This is a genomic window from Rouxiella sp. Mn2063 (genome assembly GCF_049319665.1).
Classification (GTDB): domain Bacteria; phylum Pseudomonadota; class Gammaproteobacteria; order Enterobacterales; family Enterobacteriaceae; genus JBMOUD01.
The window spans coordinates 284,657-306,961 of record NZ_JBMOUD010000004.1 but is presented as its reverse complement, the minus strand read 5'-3'; the positions used below and the strand labels follow the sequence as shown (position 1 = coordinate 306,961).

Here is a 22,305-nt window from a genome sequence, read left to right as displayed (position 1 = left end):
GATGTCATGTTTTAAATGTTATGAAATTTATTGAGGCTGCTATTTTTAATGACATAAATGTTGTTTCTTCATTTCATTAATTAACCATTATTGAGTAGTTATTTTTCTATGGGGGTGAGGTTAAAATCATGCTTGGTCTGATAAGTCATTGGGTTAGTTTGTTTTGAATGGTGTAAAAACTAAGTTATATCAATGCGATAAGGTTTTTTTGGTTTTATATTTATGCTGTTGGTATATATTGTCTGTTTTGATTTGTACTGAAGATGGGAATGATTTTTATAACCCCGTATAATGAAAGTGCTTTCTGGTATTTTATTTTTTTAATAAATAAAAAGTACACTGCATTTATTCCTTTTTGGTATTGTGGCTTGAGTGATGACTCTATTCTTGTTTTCAACGATATGTATGGGTTAAGTCATTGTTGAAGTAAGCATTTTATGTTGTTTGATAACGCTTTGGATTTATTTATCTATGGAAGTTGAAGCATATATTTAAATAGCTTTCAGAAAAAGTTATGAAAATGCATTAATGCCGAGTTCGACCAGTATCCAAGCGGAGATGTCTTTAAGTTTTATGAAAATTGAGCGCTACAGCAACGATAAGGGCGGAGTTTATTACAGGTAAGTCATTCGTCTGCCCCTAACAATGATGGGTAGGAAAAATTATCTACCTTCACGATTTACCTTCCGCAAACCGTTATGGAAATCAGCTTATTACACGGAGTAAACCCATGGATCTTACGGGTACGGTACACAACGTATTAACACATTTGAGCGGTGCTGCCCTGAACCGCTATCGCCTTGCTATCCCCTCCTGCTTATCCCCTGTAGATGTGGAGGATTTTAGCGGCGTTGAGGGTATCAGCGAGGCTTATCGCTACTGCATTCATTTTACCAGTACCGACAAAGATATTGATGCCAGCCAGCTACTGCGTAAACCGGCCACTCTGGCGATGGGCCGCGGGGTACTGCACAATCTGACGGAGCAAAAAGCCGTTCACGGTGTCATCACCGACTTTCGTCGGTTGTCAGGCTCTGTTGACCAGGCGAGGTATCAGATAACACTCGAACCATTTCTGGTACTGCTGGATAAACAGTTCCGCACTCACCGTTTTTTCGTAAATCAGTCAGTTCCGGAAGTCGTTGAGCAGATACTGACCGAACATGGACTGAAAGGTTGGGAATTTGAATTTTCGCTCAAACAGACTTACCCAAGGCGTGAGCAAATAAACCAGTATCAGGAAACAGATCTGAGGTTTATAGAACGCCTGCTGGCAGAAGTGGGGATATTTTACTTCTTCACCTTACAACCTGACACCCAGACAGAAGTCATACATTTTGCCGATAAACAAAGTGCCTATGAATTCGGTAAAACCTTGCCGCTGAACAGCCCGTCAGGGATGAGTGACAGCGGTGCGGACTCGATCTGGGGGCTGAACGTGCAGCACCAGGTGGTCGAGGCCAGTGTCACCGCCAAAGACTACAATCACCGCGAAGCGCAGAAGGTGCTGCAATCAGCCAAAGCGGACATGACGCGCGGCTATGGTGAAGGTGTGACTTACGGCGAAGTCTATCACTACAAGCCGCGCCATCTGGATACGGGCGATAAGCTTGACCCAACGGCAGAAACTGCCAACTTCATGGCGCGTCTTGACCATGAGCGTTTTTTGTCACAACAGACGCTGATTGCCGGTATCAGTACCGATGCCACCTTACAGCCTACTCAGGTTTTAACCGTTATCGACAGCAGTATTCCGTCCACATTGCCGGAACAGCTATCCCTGCCGATGGTTATTGTACGTATCGAACTAAGCGCCAGCCGTAAAGATGCACTGATAGTGACGTTCAACGCTGTACCTTATAGCGAAACGCTGTGCTGGCGGCCTACGCTGCTGCCGCGTCCTAAAGTCAGCGGTACGCTGATGGCGCGAGTAACCAGCGCCAAGGCCCACGATATCTACGCCTGGCAGGATGCATCAGGGTTGTATCGGGTAAAATTTGATGCCGACCAGGACGACAAAAAACCGGGGCAAGAGAGTATGCCGCTGCGTCTGGCGAAACCTTACGGCGGTGATGTTTACGGTATTCACTTCCCGCTGATACAGGGCACCGAAGTAGCCATCGCCTTCCACAACGGCGACCCGGACCGGCCCTATATCGCCCATGCGCTACATGATTCGCGTCACGTTGATCACGTCACTGAGAAAAACAATACCCGCAATGTCATCCGCACCCCGGCCAATAACAAACTGCGCTTTGAAGATAAGCGCGGTGAGGAGCATATCAAGCTCAGTACCGAGTACGCCGGCAAGACGCAGCTTAATTTGGGGCACAACGTTGATGACCAGAGAGCGCTGCGTGGCCAAGGTTTTGAACTGCGTACCGATGCCTGGGGTGCGATAAGGGCTGGTAAAGGGATTTTTATTACAGCGGATAAGCAGCCTTCAGCCAGCGATAAGATGCTGGAGATGCAAGATACCCTGGACCGGCTAAAGCAAGCGGGGGAACAGATGGACTCCCTGTCCAGCGATGCCCAGACGGCCAAAGCCGATCCCGCGCAGGTAGAAGCACAGCTCGCTTTTATGCATGAACAAATAGAACAACTTAAGGAAGCGGTGGCCGTACTCAGTGCTCCTAAAGGTATCGCGCTGACTAGCGGTAAACATCTACAGTTGGCGGCTTACCGTAATCTTATGTTCAGCGCGGGTGCTGATGCGGATATGGGGGTGATGAAGCGGCTGTTTATTGGCGTAGGCGAAGGCCTTAGCCTGTTTGTGCGCAAGCTGGGCATTAAACTTATTGCTAATCAAGGGCCGGTGACGATCCAGGCGCAGAACGATCAACTGCAACTGCTGTCCCGGCAAGGGCTGGAGATCACCAGTACCGAGGATGAAATCCACATCGTCGCGAAAAAGAAAATTACCCTTAACGCCGGGGGAAGTTATATCACCCTCGATCCGTACAAAATAGAACAAGGCACCAGCGGTGATTTTGCTGTAAAGGCCGCAGACTTTGCCTACAGCGGTCCGGCCAGTATGAAAGCGGATCATCCTGAGTATCCACCGCTGCAGATTCATGCCCGGCAGTCTTTACGTTTTAGTGTGCCGCAATCTCCTAATGCTTCAGGCAGTAGTTGGGCTGGCATGCCTTACAGTCTTTATGCCGATGGTGCGTTGTTAACCCAAGGCGTGTTGGATAAGCGCGGGCAGATAGACGTTGATCATCAGGTGGTCACCCAGGCTTACAAGCTGGTGATGGCTAACGGCGCCAGCTATCACATCCCAGTAGCGAGTGCTTACCGCAATACAGAGCAAGGGGAACTAGCCAATCGCGGTCTACACCACCATACCTTACAGGCCAACGAGACAGTGAACTTGCCTGCCTCACATACCGATCATCGTGACCAATATGCTGAGCTACTGGATGGCTTAAACGATAAGGAAGAAAGCTAATGAGTCAACCCGATATTGTGGTCCCTATTGCAACCGACGTCACTAATCAGTGCACCATCACCGCGCCTTGGTTTATTCAGCAGAGTGAATACAAGCCGATGCAGGCGACTTATATGCCTTTAGTAAATGGTGAAGAAGCCTTTGCGGCGGTACATCGCGCCATCGCCGATGCGAAGAAATCTGTGGATATTATTTGCTGGGGATTTCAGCCGTCGATGTATTTTATTCGTGACGGCAAAGCCCCCTGCATTGGTGAGCTGTTGAATAACATTGCTCGAGAAAAGGGTGTGCAGGTGCGTATTTTGGGCTGGGAAGCGCCATTCAATTCAGCAGGTTATGCAGGGGAAGCTAACTTACCCGGCAAAGGTGCTATCAGAGTAAGTGATCGGGCAGGGCAAAGCGCTTCTGATAAACAATATGCTTATGATCGCCAGTGGTTTAAAGAACATTCTTACAAAGACGAGTGGATGGATCTATTCCCCGTTATGATCTTCGGTGTACTTGGTAAAGGTGCACAAAACGCAGTGCGTCATGAAAAGCTTAGGGCATATGCTCCAGTATTCGTTGGCCGCGGTTTTGGTGCAATGGATCGTGCCGAGATCGCTTACCGTGCCTCGCAGCAAGCCACTGATAAAGATATCAGTGGTTCCACCGTATCTATTTTGACCCTCGCCCCTACTCACCATCAAAAGACCGTGCTGGTTGACTACGAGTTACCGGACGATGCGGTGGGTTTTGTGATGGGCCATAACATGCTCGATGAGTACTGGGACACGGATAAACACTCTGCGCAGCACCGGGGCAACAATAAACTGCCGCCCAATGCCGGGCCTCGTGGTCATCTGCCGCGACAGGATATCTCCAGCCGAGTGACGGGCCCGATTCTGGAGCATCTGCATGAGAATTTTGCCACTGCCTGGTGTAAGGAAACCGGGCAGGATTTGCTGACCTTACGCAAGGCGAAAGATGTCGCTAAAAAACTCAGGCCACGTGCAGATTACGGCACGCCATTGATGGCACAGCTACTACGTACTCAGGAGCAGGAAAAGCGGCGTGATATTGAAAAGCTCTACTTAAATGCCGTTAATAACGCGACGCAATTCATCTATATTGAAAATCAATATTTCCGTTGGCCCTCTCTCTCTGAGGCCATAAAAGAAGCTATTTCCAACCAGATTAAGTGCGGGCGTAACCCCGATAGGGACGGTTATTTACATCTGTTTGTGGTAACCAATGTGACGGATGAAGGCATTGGACCAGGCACCGTGAACACACAGCGTATGCTCGAGAGCCTTGGGCGTGCGGATACTATTCCCAAAATAACTAAGCTACGCAAAATAGAGAAGCTGAGAAACGAAATGTTTAAGGCTTCTGACTCACCTCCTCGCTTTTATATCGACCCTGCTGATATGAACCAGCATACCCAGGAGGCGCTTGAGCATGCCCAGGAGAGGTTAAGGAAGCAGGCTGAATTTGAAAAGAAAGCGCAGGAAATTCAAGACAGTGAAATTTTGCAGGTCGATATCCCCGGCCTGAAAGTCCATATCTGTTCACTGGTCGCGCAGGATTCCCCTGCGGAAAAATGGATGCCGGTCTATATTCACTCCAAGCTGATGATTATCAATGATGTATTTACCACCCACGGTTCAGCCAATATTAATACCCGCAGTATGCAGGTCGACAGTGAAATGAATATTGCCCACGATTGGGCAAGCGTGACCCAAGCGTTACGGCGGCGGTTGTGGAAACTGCATACAAAAGAAAAGGGAATGCAGGATGAATCAGCTAAGGCGTTTGAAGCTTGGGATGATCTTCTGACTGAAAATCAGAAAAGGCAATATCCACGAGATGAAAAGGAGGCGCCTCAGCAGCCTTTAGCCCCGCTAATCCAGTTTCAATACAACAAAAATGAACTTAAGGATCAGGACTAATGCGCCGGCTATTACTGTTATCTTGCCTACTGCTGGCCGCCTGTGACCAGAGCAATGCGCCGACTACCGTTACTGCTAATAAGGATGTTGCGATGACCCCCCTGAGCGAAATCAACGCCAATCTGGCCTTTACCTGTGCCCATGAACGTTTCCCGGAGCCTGCTGTGGACCCTGATATCCTGTTTAAATATGCCCGCTGGTTGCAGGTGAATAATCTGCTTAAACGAGACGCAGAAATCGATGCCGAAATCGCCCGGCTATACCGCATTGCCGCTGAAAATGGCCATGTTAAAGCCAATATCAACCTGCAAAACGGTGCGCTGCGTGGGAGGTTTAGTTTAACAGGAGAAGAGCGGCTACGTTTTAGCCAGCAACTGATTGATGCAGATGTGGCCAGCGGCTACTACTTTATCGCTATCTATTTGCAACACGGCGCAGCAGGTTTAAAACAAGATGACGAGATGGCGCTGCGCTACTACCGTAAAGCGGCGGATGAGGGGAGCGGATTGGCGCAGGCTTATGTAGCGGAAAAATTAATTAGGAGTCGCAAGGCGCTAGATGTCGCCAACCAGATGGAGCGTTGTGCCGCTAAGCAGGGGGGGGGGAAATCAGCCCGTTTTCTAGGGGTTACTTTAAAAGGCCAAAAACACTATCAGCAAGCGCTGGAAGCCTTTCAACAGGGGGCAGCGGCGGGAGACTCAAGCTCAGCAAGTTTTTTAGAGCATGGATTTGAAGGACGTGATGTGACGGATGAGCTGTATTATCTTGGCCAGCAGAAAGATCTTGAACGCGCCCGTCGTTACGAGATAATTGGTGATATGTTGAGCCGTTACTCCTATGCCAGCCCCAAAGTACCTGAAATCAACGACATCGTCCCGTTACCGCCTGCCAAACTGCCCGCCTGGGACGGTAAATTAGAATGGGTAGAAACGTGGAAGGCCAATGTGCCACCCACCAAACCCAGCGCCGCGCTGATCGCGCAACTGGCGCAAGACAAACAGCTCAACCCAGTAACCGGCAGACCGCTGCCCACTTCGCCGAACTTTGATAAGGATAGTGTGGCTTATTTACTGTGCCGCAGCGGTGAACTCTGTCCGTACAGCGGTTACTGGCAAGTGGCTTATCGCCCCTATATTGGTAGCAGCCAGCGCGATATTCGCTACTTTAAACAGGGCGAAGTGATGCCCACCGATCTGGTTGAAATCTTTCATCCTCGGCCGTGGCCGCTAAGCGATCAATACATTCAGCAGGAGCAATGGGTGGAGTGGCTGTTAGTGGGTGAGGCATAACGTTCAACCCGTCGCAGGATAAAGGAATATTACACAGATGGAGGCAAGGAATGCACGATATGACAGGATTGATAAAAGCCAGTAAGAGATACCCGCGGTTGTTATTACTCTCTAGTCTGTTGCTGGCTGGTTGCGATCAGGGCAGTTCATCGGCTGCAGTAAACAAGGGAATATCAGTTGCTCCCCTGACCGAAATCAACGCCAACCTGGCCTTTACCTGTACCCATGAACGTTTTCCTGAACCTGCTGCGGACCCGGATATCCTGTTTAAATATGCCCGCTGGTTGCAGGTGAATAATCTGCTTAAACAAGACGCAGAAATCGATGTCGAAATCGCCCGTCTGTACCGCATTGCCGCCGAAAATGGCCATGTTAAAGCTAATATCAACCTGCAAAACGGGGCGTTACGTGGCAGATTCAGTTTAACCGGGGAGGAGCGGCTACGTTTTAGCCAGCAACTGATCGACGTAGATGTGGCCAGCGGTTACTACTTTATTGCTATCTATTTGCAACACGGCGCAGCGGGTTTAAAACAAGATGACGAGATGGCGCTACGCTACTATCGTAAAGCGGCGGATGAAGGAAGCGGATTGGCGCAGGCTTATGTAGCGGAAAAATTAATTAGGAGTCGTAAGGCGCTGGATGTCGCCAGCCAGATGGAGCGTTGTGCCGCTAAACAGGGGAACGGCAAGTCAGCAAGTATGTTGGGGATCACGCTACAAGATCAAGGGCACTATCAGGAGGCAATGGAAGCCTTTCAATTAGGGGCAGCGGCGGGAGATTCAGCATCCGCTAGTTGGTTAAGTGCCGCCTTTCTTGACCCGGAGCCGAGTGATGAACTGAATTATATGGGACAACAAAAAGATGAAGAGCGTGCCCGCCGTTACAAGGCTATCTGGCGTGTGCTGTCCAACTACTCCTATGCCAGCCCCAAAGTACCTGAAATCAACGAGATCGTTCCATTGCCACCTGCGAAGCTGCCCGCCTGGGACGGAAAATTACAATGGGTAGAAGCCTGGAAGGCCAATGTACCGACCACCAAACCCAGCGCAGCGCTGATCGCGCAACTGGCGCAAGACAAACAGCTCAACCCAGTAACCGGCAGACCGCTGCCCACTTCGCCGAACTTTGATAAGGATAGTGTGGCTTATTTACTATGCCGCAGCGGTGAGCCCTGCCCGTACAGCGGTTACTGGCAAGTGGTTTATCGCCCCTATATTGGCAGCAGCCAGCGTGATATTTGCTACTTTAAACAGGGCGAAGTGATGCCTACCGATCTGGTTGAGATCTTCCGTCCCCGGCCGTGGCCACTAAGCGATCATTATATCCAGCAGGAGCAATGGGTGGAGTGGCAGTTAGTGGGTGAGGCGTAACGTTCAACCCGTCGCAGGATAAAGGAACATTACACAGATGGAGGCAAGGAATGCACGATATGACAGGATTGATAAAAGCCAGTAAGAGATACCCGCGCTTGTTATTACTCTCTAGTCTGTTGCTGGCTGGTTGCGATCAGGGCAGTCCATCGGCTGCAGTAAACAAGGGGATATCAGTCGCTCTCCTGACCGAAATCAACGCCAATCTGGCCTTTACCTGCGCCCATGAACGTTTCCCGGAGCCTGCTGCGGACCCGGATATACTGTTTAAATACGCCCGCTGGTTGCAGGCGAATAATCTGCTGAAACAAGACGCGGAAGTCGATGCCGAAATCGCCCGGCTATACCGCATTGCCGCCGAGAACGGCCATGTAAAAGCTAATATCAACCTGCAAAATGGCGCGCTGCGTGGAAGGTTTAGTTTAACAGGAGAAGAGCGGTTGCGTTTTAGTCAGCAACTGATTGATGCAGATGTGGCCAGCGGTTACTACTTTATCGCTATCTATTTGCAACACGGCGCAGCGGGTTTAAAACAAGATGACGAGATGGCGCTGCGCTATTACCGCAAAGCGGCGGATGAGGGAAGCGGATTGGCGCAGGCTTATGTAGCGGAAAAATTAATTAGGAGTCGCAAGGCGCTAGGTGTTGCCAGCCAGATGGAGCGTTGTGCTGCTAAACAGGGGAACGGAAAGTCAGCAGGTATGTTGGGGATCACGCTACAAGATCAAGGGCACTATCAGCAGGCACTGGAAGCTTTTCAATTGGGGGCTGCAGCGGGAGACTCAAGCTCGGCTAGTTTTTTAGAGCATGGATTTGAAGGACGCGACGCGACGGATGAGCTGTACTATCTTGGTCAGCAGAAAGACCCTGAACGAGCCCGTCGTTACGAGATAATTGGTGATATGTTGAGCCGTTACTCCTATGCCAGCCCCAAAGTACCTGAAATCAACGACATCGTCCCGTTACCGCCTGCCAAACTGCCCGCCTGGGACGGTAAATTAGAATGGGTAGAAACGTGGAAGGCCAATGTGCCACCCACCAAACCCAGCGCCGCGCTGATCGCGCAACTGGCGCAAGACAAACAGCTCAACCCAGTAACCGGCAGACCGCTGCCCACTTTGCCGAACTTTGATAAGGATAGTGTGGCTTATTTACTGTGCCGCAGCGGTGAACTCTGTCCGTACAGCGGTTACTGGCAAGTGGCTTATCGCCCCTATATTGGTAGCAGCCAGCGCGATATTCGCTACTTTAAACAGGGCGAAGTGATGCCCACCGATCTGGTTGAAATCTTTCGTCCTCGGCCGTGGCCGCTAAGCGATCAATACATTCAGCAGGAGCAATGGGTGGAGTGGCTGTTAGTGGGTGAGGCATAACGTTCACCAATAGCAAAGTAAGGGAACATGGGTTTTCCGCACAGTAAACGTTTTGCTTACACAACTTAATAAACACCGCTCTTTGTAGGAGCGTAGAACACATCCAAACAATGACTTATATGAGGCACATATCAATGAAAGGGATTATTCGCATAGGTGATATGCATACGGGGGGAGGCTCGGTCCTCAGCGGTTCTTCCAATATGAAGTTTGGTGGTATCGGCGTGGCGCGTCAGGGCGATCCGGTCAGTTGTCCGATCCCCGGTCATGGTCTAACTGTTATCGCACAGGGCCATCCAACCTTTAAGGATCACGGCATACCTGTCGCATTCAACGGCCATCTTTGTGCCTGTGGTTGCGTGCTGATTACCAGCCTGCCACAAGCGGCGGTAAGCTGAAAATGCCTATTAATTTAAAACTTATTCCCGCGCCTGCCACTTTACCTCGCCGGCCTAAATGGTGGATATGGCTGTTATTACTGCTGGCAGGTCTTGTGGGAGGAACGGCTTACGCGATTTTAAATAACGGTACAAAAGCTGAGGTAAATACCGAAACATTTTGGAGTACGGCGTTGCTCATCCCAGCCTTATTCTGGTTAACCTTATTGCTGTTACGTCTTATCTGGCATAACGGCCAGCAGTCAATGGCATACCATTGGGATAAGGACCGTGAATTGGCCTTGCTGCGCGAAACCCAACGCGGCAGACGCTCTTTGCAAGTATTGGGTGCCAGCCTACATAGTGCACTGCGTAAGCTTGATGATACCAAAGGGGAAATGCAGTGGAGTGCTTTGCAGGCAAAGGCTCAAGCGCTGAAAACACAAGCCTCTTGGCTGAGCGACGAAGGTTTACGGCATAGTCGATTAGTTCGTCATGAGTCAGAAACGCCAGAACAATTGTTGAGCAGGGTGCTAAGTGAAACCCTTGACGACATAAGCCAATTACTGGCATCGGTACCTGCTGATATGCCACTGGCAGTGTTAGTTGAGAGCAACACGAGTGTGCCACACGAGCAGTTGCAGGCTATTTGGCAGCAGAGTTGGGCAGTAAGTCCTATTCGTCAATCTGTGACTCATATGACGGGTAGTGGCTTGACTGTCATTGATCAATGGCTGGATCAAGATATCAATAAACTGTCGCTATTATTAGTAGTGGCATTGCAGGTTGCTCCCGAGCAACCAAAAGGCACGGCGGAAGCTGTGGTAGGCTTATTATTTGGTAGTGCTCAGACTACTACTGACTTGGCTCCAGTGGCTATTTTGCATCGGCCAGAACAAGCACACCAGACAAGCGTTCAGGATCTACATTATGCTTTGCATCAGTCGCTGGATTGGGCTCCGGTAGCGGCTGAACAAGTGACTTGTGGCTGGCTAGTGGGGGTTGAGACAGTGTGGCATGAAGCAATTGCCACAGGGCTGAAAGCATTGCCGAGCCCGATCAATATAGGTCAAGACTTGCAAGATTTGGATAAGACTTTGGGCTACCCTGGCCCTGCTGCTCCTTGGCTTGCTATTGCTGCGGCAGCCGATGGTAGCAGTGGCGGCGAGCCCCAACTCATTGTAAGCGGTGACGGTTCTATTAATACCCCATTGTGGGCTACGGTCGTGATGCCTGCTTCATAGTTTTTCTGCAGCCAGGCGGTGTGACTGCCTGGCTGTATCTTTACTTACTGCCTTTCTCACCGATTACAGCAAATATTCACCAGCTGCTTCTGGCTGGTATAGCAACTCCAGCACTTTGACGGTGCTCAGTTCGCCGTTTGGCATCGCCCAGCTAATACTATCACCAACCGTTAACCCAAGCAGAGCGGCACCTAATGGCGCCATTACCGAGAGCTGTTCCATGGTATTGCTTAATGTGGCAGGATAAACCAGCGTGCGTATATGTTCACCGCCATCCTTGCCTTCGCAAAAGCGTACCTTGCTGTTCATCGTCACGACATCAGCGGGAATTTTCTCCGGCGGCAAAATCTCTGCGCGATCCAGTTCTTCATTCAACGCATCTGCGATGGCGGACGTGGCATAAGCCGGTTGCTCCAATAGGGCATCCAGACGGGCCGCATCTCGTTCATTGATGGTCAGTGTCGGTTTGCTCATAACATTCTCCATATTTCCTTATCGTCACCAGTACTCACTGATGTTTATGTACGGCCGCTGGCCGGTGAACAAAAAGCAACACCCCCACGCCTAAGCGCAGGGGTGTCGAGTTATCTGTATGTATTCTTCGATACTAGGCAGTAATCAAAGCGCTGTCGAGTAAATATTGGTTCCGTAAATCTGATTTTTGTCAGGCTAATACTCTGCAATATAGCTAAATAACTAGTCGGCTATCCGGTTGACGGAAAATTTGCGAATTGGATCTACTCGTGTCATGACATTTCCAGTTTGAACTGGAAAAAAACCGTCTACACAGAAAATGCTCATGGGGGTAGGGTTAATACAGGCGGAAATTGCATATACATCATGCTTGATGCATTGAAAGAGGTAATCGCGAGTGAATAACGGAATAGTCTTTGCTAATCAAGCAGAGCAAATTGGGATAAAAGAACCTCTTAAGCTAGAAGATGCTCCAGCAATAACTGAAAGGTTATTAGCCTATATTCAGACAATGTTGAATGCTGAAAATATTTATACCAATGATGTTCAGCAACAGATGTTAGCGTCTCACGTTAAAGCAATGGTATTACGATCAATAACGGGTGAACCTTTACCTGAAGTTGAAAAAGAACTCTTTGACGAAATATCTGCCGACTCAATGCAACGAGCTGAACATATTGTTGGTTTATTGAGTAATTTGCCTATAGAAGAAGCTTATTTGTTATCGGTACATTTTGAAGTCGCGAAAGATAATAATACCGATTTGTAAAAATAGCCTCATTTCATTTTAAAAATACCTTACTGGTTCATTTGGAGAAATAAATTATGTCACAAGTCATCGTAGTGATTGGCGATCGTTTGGGTAAAGGCCAAAAAGTAGCAGCAGGTGTTGAAGCTGCTGGCGGAAAAGCCATTGTTATTCCTGGCGTTGCTGCCGATATGAAGCTGGGCGATGTGATGAATGCTGAGCAAGCAAGCTTGGGGATCTCTTTCTGCGGTAGCGGCGGTGCCGGTGCTATTACTGCGCAAAATAAATATAAGTATAAAGCCAAACACGGCATGCGTTCGGTTGATGAAGGCGTGACAGCAATTAATGAAGGTTGCACCGTATTAGGATTTGGTTTTATGGATAAAGAAGAGCTGGGTCAGAAATTAGTAGAAGCGTATATCAAGAAACATGGCCAAGCGTAATGAAGCAGCAATTAACCACCACAGTGCGGGTTGAAGGGAAAGGTGAAAATAAGGCCGCTGCCTTTTCTTCCGCACTGAGTCAGGTACAGAGAACCGTTCTTAAATCCACTGAAAATATTTTGCTGCGTATTGAACCGCAGGACGTCAATGTTATTACAGCGGAAGAGAAGGTTGTTAAGGAAAAGTTTCTGTTCTTTTTTCTGGCCAGGGAAAGAAAGACTTATTACGTGACGTTGGACATTACCGTCAACCTGACAGTTATTAATACTGACAAGGTGGTTTTTGTCACGAAATAAAAACGTTAGCGATATACCCGAGGTGATTGAAGTTATTTTTACGTTGGTTTTGTTACTCGGTTTATCCGAATAACTTACCGCTTTGAGATAACGTCAATTATTTAAGGGATAAATCAAAAGGATACACTGATGTTTTTAATTATCTTATTTAAATCGCTGATTATTGGCGGATTAGTTGGGGTGGGGGTCGGTGCCGGTGCGGCACGTATGTTCCATGCGCCAACGGTACAGGGAATGGGCGCTTTTCGTACACTTGGAGAATTAAACTCCTGTGAGGGCGATCCCGCTTCGCATTTCTCTTTCGGCCTGGGGTTCTTCTTTAATGCCTGGGCATCTTCAGTCGCAGCAGGCTCTTTCACCCAAGACGTTGACCACCGCATTATCCCAAACTGGGCTGCTGCTGTATTGATGATTAAGAATCGCAATGTGGCTGAAACCCTGCATGACCCACGCAAGATGGCGATTGCTGGCGGCATTATCGGCATGATTGTGGTGGCTTTCCTTAACTCTACTGCTTCCGCCGTTCCTCCTGCGTTGCAGGTCACCGCGGTCAAGGTCTTGGTACCTGCTGCCAATCTGTTGGTGAATACGGTAATGCCCGTGATTTTCTGGCTAGCGGCGATTGATGCCGGTCGTCGTTCTGGCTTCTGGGGCACCATTTTCGGTGGTCTGGCGCAGTTGATTATGGGTAACGCCGTACCGGGTCTGGTGCTGGGTATTCTGATCGGCAAAGGCGTGGAAGAAGCGGGTTGGAATCGAGTTACCAAAGTAATGATGGCCGTTATCGTGCTGCTGTTTGTGCTGAGTGGTTTCTTCCGCGGTTTCGATATGAAGCTACTGCAATCATTCATGCTGGACGTACCGACCTGGTTGAACGGCATTCACAACACCTTAAGCGGTAAATAATAGGGGATCATGAAAATGGAAGAACAAGCCAAAAGTGGTTTCTGGTACGCCGAGTGGTCATTCCCGATTTTCGTCGGGTTGCTCTCTGCGGGCGTATTTGCCGGGACCCATATGTATTACACCTACGGCATCGGTGCTTTTAACGAAGTGGCCTTTGTCTCAATGCTGCGCTCCGGGATGGAAACCGGCGCTTATGGTGCGGTAGCGGCCTTTGGTGCCAGTTTCCTGTTTGCACGCATTATCGAAGGTTCTCTGGTCGGTATTTTGGATATTGGCGGTGCTATCCAGACCGGGATTGGGCTGGGCGTGCCGGCATTATTGTTAGGCGCAGGGATTTTTTTCCCGGTCACTAACTTTGCGGCGTCTCTGATCACGGGTCTGGTGCTTGGCCTGGCGGTCGGATACATAATTATTCTGGCGCGTAAATTTACCATCAACCAAGGCAACTCAACGTTTGGTGCTGATGTGATGATGGGGGCAGGGAACTCCTCGGGCCGTTTCCTTGGGCCGCTGATTATTCTGTCGGCGATGACGGCGTCAATCCCAATTGGTTTGGGATCGTTACTCGGCGCACTAGGATTTTATATTTGGCAAAAGCCGATCACCGGTGGGGCGATCCTCGGCGCTATGCTGCTCGGTTATTTCTTCCCAGTTTCATTATAAGAGTTAGCAGATACCAGGCTGCGAGGAGGTCGTCCTCGCAGCCGCGTAACGGATGAGGCTTCTCTCGTTACGGAACGCAAGTTTACGGAGAATCATTTTATGTATGATCTGATCGTCAGACGGGCAAAGTTGGTTGATGGCAGCCTGACTGATATCGCCATTCAAAACGGCAAATTTGCTGCCATCGGCACATTGGACGAGAGCATTACCGCTTCCCGTACACTCGATCTTCAAGGCAAATATTGGGTGAGTGCCGGCTGGATTGACGCCCATGTTCACTGTTATCCCAAATCACCTATCTACCATGATGAAGCGGACTTAATTGGTGTTGCTACCGGCGTGACCACGGTTATCGATGCAGGCAGCACCGGTGCGGATGATGTCGAAGATCTGTATCAACTGACTCGCCAAGCAAAAACTAACGTTTACGCCTTCTTGAATATCTCCCGTACCGGCATCGTTACACAAAATGAGCTGGCCGATATGGCGCAAATCGACAAACTTTGTGTACATCAGGCGATTAAAAAAAATCCGCAGTTTATCGTCGGTCTGAAAGCGCGAATGAGCAGCAGCGTAGTCGGTGAAAATGGCCTTAAGCCATTGCTGCGTGCTAAAGAGATGCAAAAAGAGAACAACCAGTTACCTCTGATGGTGCACATTGGTAACAACCCACCGAATCTGGATGATATTGCTGATGTGCTGGACGCTGGCGATATCGTTACTCACTGCTACAACGGTAAACCTAACCGCATTCTTACCCCTGAAGGCCAACTGCGTGATGCGATTAAACGAGCGTTAGATCGCGGTGTGCTGCTTGATGTTGGTCACGGTAGCGCCAGCTTCAGTTTTGACGTCGCTCGCACGGCAATAAAACAGGGTATTTTGCCGCACACCATCAGCTCGGATATTTACTGCCGCAATCGTATTAATGGTCCGGTTCGCAGCCTCGCGCATGTGATGTCTAAATTCTTTATTTGTGGGATGACGCTAGAGCAGATCATCGCCTGCGTCACGCTCAATGCAGCTAAGGCACTGAAGCTATCGGCTAAAGGCCAGCTTGAAGTGGGATACGACGCCGATCTGACTATTTTTGAGACTCGCCAACAGCCGCAGGTATTTGTGGACTCAGACAATGTGTCGGTTGAAGGAGAGTCCTGTCTGGTTCCTCTGGTCGCCGTCGTGGCGGGTGAGGCTGTATTAACCGATGAAGGGAAAGCAAATCATGTCATCACTTTATGAAAAATATAATTTAAAACAAGTTATTAACGCTTCTGGCCGTATGACTATTCTTGGTGTTTCCACGCCGAGAGCTGAAGTCGCCGACGTCGTGAACTACGGCTTGAATCACTTCTTTGAAATGAAAGATCTGGTGAATAAAACCGGCGCTTACATTGCCAAGATGCTCAATGTTGAGAATGCAGTGGTGGTGTCTTGTGCTTCTTCTGGTATTGCACAGTCGGTGGCGGCAGTGATCGTTAAAGACGACGCTTGGCTGCTGGAAAATCTGCACGCTGAACCGCTTAACGTGCCTAATGAGATTGTATTACCGAAAGGTCATAACGTTAACTTTGGTGCGCCGGTGGCGACAATGGTGACGCTGGGCGGCGGAAAAATCCGCGAAGCGGGCTACGCCAACGAATGTTCTGCGGCGCAGTTTGCGGCAGCAATCACGCCACGCACAGTGGCGCTGCTGTATATCAAATCGCACCACTCGGTGCAGAAAAGCATTTTGTCTGTTGAAGAAGCGGCTGCCGTTGCCCGCGAACATAATCTGCCGCTGATCGTCGATGCTGCCGCAGAAGAAGACCTGACCTGTTATTACCAGATGGGCGCTTCACTGGTGATTTACAGCGGTGCTAAAGCCATTGAAGGGCCAACAAGCGGCTTGGTATTGGGTAAACACCACTATGTCGAATGGGTTAAGTTGCAATCCAACGGTATTGGTCGGGCAATGAAAGTAGGTAAAGAAGGCATCCTCGGTCTGACTCAGGCGATTGAAAGCTATACCCAACTGCCAAAAACCACCGGCCAGGAAATGGTCGACAAAATGACACCGTTTATCGACAGCCTAAATAAACTGAACGGCGTGTCTGCTCGCGTAGTGTGGGATAGTGCCGGACGTGATATCGCCCGTACCGAAATCGCCTTTGATGAAGCGACACTCGGTTGGAAAACCAAAGCCATTGTTGATGCGCTAAAAACCGGTGAGATCGCCATCTACTTCCGCGGTTACCGCGCTAATGAAGGCAAAATCGAAGTCGATGTGCGCAGCGTCACGCCGCCGCAGCTCGAGATTATCGCGCAGTGCATCAAGCAGTTATTCGTTTAAAAAATCATCCAAAAAACTAATTAAGAAAAAATAACTGGAGAAGAGCATGAAGCTTACCCCGAATTATTACCGCGACCGCGTATGTTTGAACGTCTTGGCTGGCTCGAAAGACAATGCCCGTGAGATCTACGAAGCGGCGGAAGGCCATGTATTGGTTGGTGTGTTATCGAAGAACTATGCTGATGTCGCCAGCGCGGTAGAAGATATGAAGGCTTACGCCGCGCTTATCGACAACGCGCTATCGGTCGGGCTGGGCGCAGGCGATCCGCGCCAGTCGTTGATGGTCAGTCAGATTTCCCAGCAAGTGCAGCCCCAGCACGTCAATCAAGTGTTTACCGGCGTTGGTACCAGTCGTGCGTTGCTTGGCCAGAATGACAGCATCGTTAACGGCCTGATTTCGCCAACCGGCAAAGTAGGGATGGTGAAAATCTCCACTGGTCCTCTGAGTTCTGCTGCCAGTGATGGCATTGTGCCGATAGAAACCGCTATTGCATTGCTAAAAGATATGGGCGGTAGCTCGGTGAAATATTTCCCAATGGGCGGCCTGAAAACGCGTGAAGAATACACTGCCGTTGCCAAAGCCTGTGCGCAGCATGATTTCTGGCTGGAGCCAACCGGTGGTATCGATCTGGAAAACTTTGAAGAGATTGTCACCATCGCGCTGGAAGCCGGTGTGAGCAAAGTGATCCCGCATATTTACAGCTCAATCATTGATAGCGCCAGCGGTAATACCCGCCCGCAGGATGTCAAAACACTGTTAGCCAGCGTGAAAAAACTGGTGGGCTAAACCTTATCCTGCGCGGTGCATATCAAAAAGCAGGATAAGTCACTTTTATTTGTAGAATCAGCGACCTAAATATGCGGGAAAATGATCCCGCGTATTTTATGGGGATAGAATATGAGAAACTGGTTGTTTATTTCAGGCCTATCATCAGCGCTATTGGCAATGTCCGCTACACCGCTGATGGCTGCAGAGAAAGTGATGACGCAAGCAACGACATACTATGCTTATGTCGGTACTTACAACCCTAACGGGGAAGGATTGTACCGCTTCAAGCTTGATACAAAGAGTGGCGCACTGAGTGAACGGGTACTCGTCAGCCAATTACCTAATCAGTCGCAATTGGTTGCCAGCCACGATGGCAAAACGCTATATGTTGGTAGTGAAATCGATAACTACAATGGCGGAAAACATGGCGCGATTGCGGCCTACCGTATTAATTCGCAGGACGGTAGCCTGACGCTGATTAATCAGGTTGATTCGCAGGGAGCCGGTCCGGTTTATCTCTCTTTGACGCCAACAGGCGATCGTTTACTGGTAGCCAATTACATTAGCGGCGCGGTTGCCGTCTTCCCAATTGATAGCAGCGGAAAACTGGGGGAGGCCAGCGATGTTCAGCAGGATCAAGGCCTTGCGGGCGCGGCGAAACCTGCGGCAGCGGTGGAAGGTAGTTTTGCTGCCAGCGATCATAATGGCCCGCATGCTCATATGATCGCCACCGATCCTAGCGGTAAGTTTGTGTTCTCGACCGATCTTGGTTTGGATCGTATCTATCAGTGGAAACTGAACAACGGTAAGTTGGAAGCCAATACACCAGCCTTTATCTCGGCGTCGTCGCCGGGAGCTGGCCCTCGACATTTTGTCTTCCACCCTAATGGAAAAATCGTTTTCTTAATCAATGAAGAAGCCTCGGTACTGACCAGTTATCGTTTTGATGCTGAAAAAGGCACGCTGAGCGAATTACACAGTCTGTCGACTCTTCCTGTCAGTTATAAAGGCACTAATTTTGCCGCTGGGATCGTACTTAGCCATGACGGGCGTCATCTCTATGTTGCAAACCGCCTGCATAACAGTATTGCGTTGATCAATGTTAATGCAGAGGGCGAGTTACATTGGGGGGGCGAAGTCTGGACGCACGGAGATTATCCACGCACGCTGACTTTATCAGCCAATGGCCAGTATGTTTATGCCATGAATCAGCGTAGCGATAACATCACGCGATTTAAGATTGAACCTCAGGATGGCAAGCTAACTTTTATTGACGACTATACTGCAATAGGCAGCCCGTCACAGATGGTGATTGTGCCCTGATTTTTGAGCGATGCGCTTGGCAATAAGTTTGCTATCAATCGGTGGGACGACATGGGGTTATCCCACCGTTAATTTTTAAAAGTTATACCCGTCATACTTTAAATTGCAGGGTTGGTGGCTGCTCTCGATTGCTGCCTACCTGTAACTTGACGTTTCTTGGGTATACAAATAGCGAAAGGACGATGGTGAGATTTCCTAATCAACGATTGGCGCATTTATTTGACGCTTTACAGGCTGAGACTTTGCCGCAGGAAGAGCTGGCAAAGCGTTTGGCTGTCTCGACGCGTACGGTGCGCGCGGATATTACCGCGCTCAATGAGATCATGGCGCAATATGGCGCGCGTTTTGTACACAGTCGCGGCAGTGGTTATCAGCTGACTGTTGATGACAGCGAACTGTTTGCCGCCTTTGCTGAGCTTAATCGCCGCGTCAACCCTACGCCACGTACTGCGGCTGAGCGGGTCAATGCGTTGTTGATTCGTTTTTTAACCTCTGCTTTTTCTCTTAAGTTGGAAGACCTGGCCGATGAGTGGTTCATCAGCCGGGGGACGTTGCAAAATGATATGGCTGAGGTTAGAGAACATCTGACAGGCTATCACCTAAATATCGAAACCAAACCGCGTTACGGCATGAAATTGTTCGGGTCTGAGCTGGCAATTCGCGCCTGCCTGACCGATTTGGTCTTTCAGTTAAACAGTGAAGACCAAATTAACCCGCTGCTGAAAGCAGAAAGCTTCGAACCCGCAGTGTTGACCCCTTTGACCGAATTTATGCATCAGTTATTAACCCAGTCGGCGATTCAACTGACTGATGAAGGGGAGAAATACCTAATCCTCTACTGTGCGGTGGCATTAAAGCGTATTGCTGGCGGCTATCCGCTGACTGACTTTGATGCTGAAGAGGGCGATCCTGCAGTTGAACGGGTGTCTACCAAGTTAGCGGCCGAGTTGCGAAATATGGCGGGCAAGGCGATCCCCGCAGCGGAAGAGGCCTATTTACGGGTGAATATTGCCGCCCGTCGGGTACAAAATATTCTGCCAACTGATATTAACGCCGATGATGATGAATCACTGGTGGACTATATCCTCGACTATATCAATGCGCACTATAACTATGATTTGCAAGGTGATAAGCAGCTAAGAACTGACCTGCTTACCCATATTAAAGCCATGATTACTCGGGTGAAGTATCAGATAAATATCCCCAATCCTCTGCTTAATAATATTAAGCAGCACTATCCGATGGCCTACGATGTGACGCTGGCGGCGGTATCAAGTTGGGGAAAATATACGCCTTATACGCTCAGTGAAAACGAGATAGGTTTTTTGGTATTGCATATCGGCGTGGGCCTGGAGCGGCATTACAATATTGGCTATCAACGTCATCCGCGGGCCATGTTGGTCTGCGATACCGCCAATTCGACCGTACGGATGATCCAAGCGCAGATTGCACGCAAGTTCCCGCAAATTGAGGTCACTCAGGTCATTACCCTACGTGATTACGAAAAATGTCAGAGTATCGACGAAGATTTTGTTATTTCTAACGGTCGGTTAACCGAGCGTAATAAGCCAGTGGTGGTGTTATCACCGTTTCCTACCGAATATCAGATGGCACAATTAGGCAAGTTAGTGCTGGTGGACCGCACGCGGCCTTATATGCTGGAGAAATTCTTCGATCAACGCCACTTTATGATTTTAAATGAACCGATGACCCAAGCGCAGTTATTCCGTTTGGTGTGTACCCAGCTGGAAGAGGAAGGTTACGTTGATGAGGCCTTCTATCCATCGGTTCTGGAACGAGAAGAGATTGTTTCTACTATGCTGGGTGAAGGGATTGCTTTGCCGCACTCACTCGGGCTGCTGGCGAAGAAAACGGTGGTGATTACGGTGTTATCACCGCAAGGTATTGTCTGGGGAGAAGGTGAAACCGCGCACGTGATTTTCCTGCTGGCAATTAGCAAGGCTGATTACGAAGAGGCGATGGCAATTTATGACCTGTTCGTCACCTTTGTGCGCGAGCGTTCTATGAGCCGCTTATTAAGCAGCGAGAATTTCGATAGCTTCAAAGCCATTGCTATTGATTGCCTGAGTCGTATTTAATTCTTTATTGCTTAAATACTAGTAGATTAAGAGCTTACCGTGGCAAGCTCTTAATCTTCATCAAAGCCTGAATTTATCAGATCGATTACCGCTTTTAACGCCTGTGTCTCATCTGAGCCGGTGGCCTCAATTTCAATCTGCTGGCCTTTTGGCGAATCGAGCATCAGCAAGGCAATAACGCTGCTGGCTTCGGCTTCAATACCCGCATCATTGCGTAGCATCACTTCAGACTCAAAACTTTGTACCAACTCAAACAACTTCATCGCCGGGCGGGCGTGCATGCCCAGCCGATTTTTGATTTCTACTGTTTGTTTAACGGTCATGATTTACGTTTTTCCAGCGTGCGGTGGCGCGATTGAACATTCTTCCCACGGGAACGGAAATAGTCGGCTAATTGCTCGGCAACGTAGACTGAACGGTGCTTACCGCCGGTACAGCCAATGGCTACAGTCAGATAGCTGCGGTTATTGGTTTCCAGCATTGGCAGCCATTGCTCGAGATAGCTACGGGTTTGATAGATAAAGTTATGGACTTCGGTATGTCTATCCAGGAAGGCGGCAACCGGTTTATCTAAACCGGTCATCGGCCTTAATTTTGGATCCCAGTGCGGGTTAGGAAGAAAACGCACATCGAAAACGTAATCGGCATCGATTGGAATGCCGTGTTTGAAACCGAAAGATTCAAACACCATCGTCAGCTCGCGTTCACGTTTACCCAACAGACGGGTACGTAGCATTTCAGCCAACTCATGAACCGACATTTCTGAGGTATCAATAATCAGGTCAGCGCTAGAACGCAGCGGCTCGAGTAGATCGCTCTCTTCATCAATCGCGCTTTCCAGCGACAGATTTTTGCTTGAAAGAGGATGCAGACGACGGGTATCGCTGTAACGACGGATCAGCGTATTGCGATCGGCATCAAGGAACAGTAACTGCGGAGAGAAGCTAGCAGGTAGCTGGGTGATGGCATGCTCGTAGACTTCCGGCGTTTCCGGCATATTACGCACGTCGATGCTCACGGCGGCAGAAGTATTGCGTTCAGCAAGCGTTTGAGCAAGCTGAGGCAATAGCACTACCGGCAAGTTATCGACACAGTAAAACCCCATGTCCTCTAAGGCACGTAAGGCAACAGACTTCCCCGAACCGGAACGGCCGCTGACAATCATCAAGACCACGTTGTCACTCCCTCAGCTTTCGCTAAAAACAGTACGATCCTGC

20 protein-coding genes are annotated in these 22,305 nt (G+C 49.3%); 17 read left to right on the top strand and 3 right to left on the bottom strand.

The window, feature by feature from the left end:
• The first annotated feature begins 730 nt into the window (after window positions 1–730).
• The 7 genes from ACL9RG_RS08900 to ACL9RG_RS08870 all read left to right on the top strand — a co-directional run bounded on the left by ACL9RG_RS08900 (window position 731) and on the right by ACL9RG_RS08870 (window position 11,038).
• Window positions 731–3,451, top strand: coding sequence for a type VI secretion system Vgr family protein (locus ACL9RG_RS08900; protein ID WP_422792232.1), 2,721 nt, complete (start codon window positions 731–733; stop codon window positions 3,449–3,451).
• Window positions 3,451–5,382, top strand: coding sequence for a phospholipase D-like domain-containing protein (locus ACL9RG_RS08895; protein ID WP_422792231.1), 1,932 nt, complete (start codon window positions 3,451–3,453; stop codon window positions 5,380–5,382). The genes ACL9RG_RS08900 and ACL9RG_RS08895 overlap by 1 nt, the downstream gene beginning before the upstream one ends.
• The gene (locus ACL9RG_RS08890; RefSeq protein WP_422792230.1) at window positions 5,382–6,671 is read left to right on the top strand and encodes a DUF6396 domain-containing protein; all 1,290 of its coding nucleotides are present in this window, start codon (window positions 5,382–5,384) and stop codon (window positions 6,669–6,671) included. The genes ACL9RG_RS08895 and ACL9RG_RS08890 overlap by 1 nt, the downstream gene beginning before the upstream one ends.
• Window positions 6,672–6,730: 59 nt before the next feature.
• Entirely contained in the window at window positions 6,731–8,044 is a 1,314-nt protein-coding gene (locus ACL9RG_RS08885; RefSeq protein ID WP_422792229.1) for a DUF6396 domain-containing protein, read from the top strand.
• A gap of 59 nt (window positions 8,045–8,103) precedes the next feature.
• The gene (locus tag ACL9RG_RS08880; protein ID WP_422792228.1) at window positions 8,104–9,417 is read left to right on the top strand and encodes a DUF6396 domain-containing protein; all 1,314 of its coding nucleotides are present in this window, start codon (window positions 8,104–8,106) and stop codon (window positions 9,415–9,417) included.
• Window positions 9,418–9,551: 134 nt separating this feature from the next.
• Window positions 9,552–9,815: a PAAR domain-containing protein gene (locus tag ACL9RG_RS08875; protein WP_422792227.1), complete on the top strand. Its 264-nt coding sequence runs from the start codon at window positions 9,552–9,554 to the stop codon at window positions 9,813–9,815.
• Window positions 9,816–9,817: 2 nt separating this feature from the next.
• Window positions 9,818–11,038, top strand: coding sequence for a hypothetical protein (locus tag ACL9RG_RS08870; RefSeq protein WP_422792226.1), 1,221 nt, complete (start codon window positions 9,818–9,820; stop codon window positions 11,036–11,038).
• Between the two features lie 63 nt (window positions 11,039–11,101).
• Here the strand turns inward: ACL9RG_RS08870 and rnk are convergent, their stop codons facing one another.
• Window positions 11,102–11,512 carry a nucleoside diphosphate kinase regulator gene (gene rnk, locus ACL9RG_RS08865; RefSeq protein WP_422792225.1) on the bottom strand — a complete coding sequence of 137 codons (411 nt, stop codon included), beginning with the start codon at window positions 11,510–11,512 and terminating at the stop codon, window positions 11,102–11,104.
• A 442-nt stretch (window positions 11,513–11,954) separates the two neighbouring features.
• Here rnk and ACL9RG_RS08860 point away from each other — a divergent pair, with 442 nt between their 5' ends.
• The 10 genes from ACL9RG_RS08860 to ACL9RG_RS08815 all read left to right on the top strand — a co-directional run bounded on the left by ACL9RG_RS08860 (window position 11,955) and on the right by ACL9RG_RS08815 (window position 21,088).
• Window positions 11,955–12,281 (top strand): glycine dehydrogenase, encoded by a 327-nt coding sequence (locus ACL9RG_RS08860; protein ID WP_422792356.1) that lies wholly within the window; start codon window positions 11,955–11,957, stop codon window positions 12,279–12,281.
• 56 nt (window positions 12,282–12,337) lie between these two features.
• Entirely contained in the window at window positions 12,338–12,703 is a 366-nt protein-coding gene (locus tag ACL9RG_RS08855; RefSeq protein WP_422792224.1) for a glycine-rich SFCGS family protein, read from the top strand.
• Window positions 12,703–12,999 (top strand): DUF4312 family protein, encoded by a 297-nt coding sequence (locus ACL9RG_RS08850; protein ID WP_422792223.1) that lies wholly within the window; start codon window positions 12,703–12,705, stop codon window positions 12,997–12,999. The genes ACL9RG_RS08855 and ACL9RG_RS08850 overlap by 1 nt, the downstream gene beginning before the upstream one ends.
• Window positions 13,000–13,128: 129 nt before the next feature.
• Window positions 13,129–13,905: a DUF4311 domain-containing protein gene (locus ACL9RG_RS08845; RefSeq protein WP_422792222.1), complete on the top strand. Its 777-nt coding sequence runs from the start codon at window positions 13,129–13,131 to the stop codon at window positions 13,903–13,905.
• Between the two features lie 15 nt (window positions 13,906–13,920).
• Window positions 13,921–14,568: a DUF4310 family protein gene (locus ACL9RG_RS08840; protein ID WP_422792355.1), complete on the top strand. Its 648-nt coding sequence runs from the start codon at window positions 13,921–13,923 to the stop codon at window positions 14,566–14,568.
• A 99-nt stretch (window positions 14,569–14,667) separates the two neighbouring features.
• Entirely contained in the window at window positions 14,668–15,807 is a 1,140-nt protein-coding gene (locus ACL9RG_RS08835) for an amidohydrolase/deacetylase family metallohydrolase (protein ID WP_422792221.1), read from the top strand.
• Complete coding sequence (locus tag ACL9RG_RS08830; protein WP_422792220.1) at window positions 15,791–16,897, top strand: DgaE family pyridoxal phosphate-dependent ammonia lyase; 1,107 nt, start codon at window positions 15,791–15,793, stop codon at window positions 16,895–16,897. The genes ACL9RG_RS08835 and ACL9RG_RS08830 overlap by 17 nt, the downstream gene beginning before the upstream one ends.
• Before the next feature lie 46 nt (window positions 16,898–16,943).
• A complete protein-coding gene (gene dagF / locus ACL9RG_RS08825) occupies window positions 16,944–17,684 on the top strand; it encodes a 2-dehydro-3-deoxy-phosphogluconate aldolase (protein WP_422792219.1) in 741 nt (246 codons plus the stop codon).
• A 111-nt stretch (window positions 17,685–17,795) separates the two neighbouring features.
• Window positions 17,796–18,989: a lactonase family protein gene (locus ACL9RG_RS08820; RefSeq protein WP_422792218.1), complete on the top strand. Its 1,194-nt coding sequence runs from the start codon at window positions 17,796–17,798 to the stop codon at window positions 18,987–18,989.
• 182 nt (window positions 18,990–19,171) lie between these two features.
• Window positions 19,172–21,088, top strand: a complete 1,917-nt coding sequence (locus tag ACL9RG_RS08815) for a BglG family transcription antiterminator (RefSeq protein ID WP_422792217.1) — start codon at window positions 19,172–19,174, stop codon at window positions 21,086–21,088.
• 50 nt (window positions 21,089–21,138) lie between these two features.
• On the opposite strand, the gene npr is transcribed toward ACL9RG_RS08815, so the two are convergent.
• Window positions 21,139–21,411, bottom strand: coding sequence for a PTS phosphocarrier protein NPr (gene npr, locus ACL9RG_RS08810; RefSeq protein ID WP_422792216.1), 273 nt, complete (start codon window positions 21,409–21,411; stop codon window positions 21,139–21,141).
• Window positions 21,408–22,262 carry an RNase adapter RapZ gene (rapZ, locus tag ACL9RG_RS08805; RefSeq protein WP_422792215.1) on the bottom strand — a complete coding sequence of 285 codons (855 nt, stop codon included), beginning with the start codon at window positions 22,260–22,262 and terminating at the stop codon, window positions 21,408–21,410. Before rapZ ends, npr begins: the two co-directional genes overlap by 4 nt.
• Between the last annotated feature and the right edge of the window lie 43 nt (window positions 22,263–22,305).

Coding starts and splice junctions, on each gene's coding strand:
- ACL9RG_RS08900 (WP_422792232.1), top strand. CDS start 731: ATGGATCTTACGGGTACGGTACACAACGTATTAACACATTTGAGCGGT.
- ACL9RG_RS08895 (WP_422792231.1), top strand. CDS start 3,451: ATGAGTCAACCCGATATTGTGGTCCCTATTGCAACCGACGTCACTAAT.
- ACL9RG_RS08890 (WP_422792230.1), top strand. CDS start 5,382: ATGCGCCGGCTATTACTGTTATCTTGCCTACTGCTGGCCGCCTGTGAC.
- ACL9RG_RS08885 (WP_422792229.1), top strand. CDS start 6,731: ATGACAGGATTGATAAAAGCCAGTAAGAGATACCCGCGGTTGTTATTA.
- ACL9RG_RS08880 (WP_422792228.1), top strand. CDS start 8,104: ATGACAGGATTGATAAAAGCCAGTAAGAGATACCCGCGCTTGTTATTA.
- ACL9RG_RS08875 (WP_422792227.1), top strand. CDS start 9,552: ATGAAAGGGATTATTCGCATAGGTGATATGCATACGGGGGGAGGCTCG.
- ACL9RG_RS08870 (WP_422792226.1), top strand. CDS start 9,818: ATGCCTATTAATTTAAAACTTATTCCCGCGCCTGCCACTTTACCTCGC.
- rnk (WP_422792225.1), bottom strand. CDS start 11,512: ATGAGCAAACCGACACTGACCATCAATGAACGAGATGCGGCCCGTCTG.
- ACL9RG_RS08855 (WP_422792224.1), top strand. CDS start 12,338: ATGTCACAAGTCATCGTAGTGATTGGCGATCGTTTGGGTAAAGGCCAA.
- ACL9RG_RS08850 (WP_422792223.1), top strand. CDS start 12,703: ATGAAGCAGCAATTAACCACCACAGTGCGGGTTGAAGGGAAAGGTGAA.
- ACL9RG_RS08845 (WP_422792222.1), top strand. CDS start 13,129: ATGTTTTTAATTATCTTATTTAAATCGCTGATTATTGGCGGATTAGTT.
- ACL9RG_RS08840 (WP_422792355.1), top strand. CDS start 13,921: ATGGAAGAACAAGCCAAAAGTGGTTTCTGGTACGCCGAGTGGTCATTC.
- ACL9RG_RS08835 (WP_422792221.1), top strand. CDS start 14,668: ATGTATGATCTGATCGTCAGACGGGCAAAGTTGGTTGATGGCAGCCTG.
- ACL9RG_RS08830 (WP_422792220.1), top strand. CDS start 15,791: ATGTCATCACTTTATGAAAAATATAATTTAAAACAAGTTATTAACGCT.
- dagF (WP_422792219.1), top strand. CDS start 16,944: ATGAAGCTTACCCCGAATTATTACCGCGACCGCGTATGTTTGAACGTC.
- ACL9RG_RS08820 (WP_422792218.1), top strand. CDS start 17,796: ATGAGAAACTGGTTGTTTATTTCAGGCCTATCATCAGCGCTATTGGCA.
- ACL9RG_RS08815 (WP_422792217.1), top strand. CDS start 19,172: ATGGTGAGATTTCCTAATCAACGATTGGCGCATTTATTTGACGCTTTA.
- npr (WP_422792216.1), bottom strand. CDS start 21,411: ATGACCGTTAAACAAACAGTAGAAATCAAAAATCGGCTGGGCATGCAC.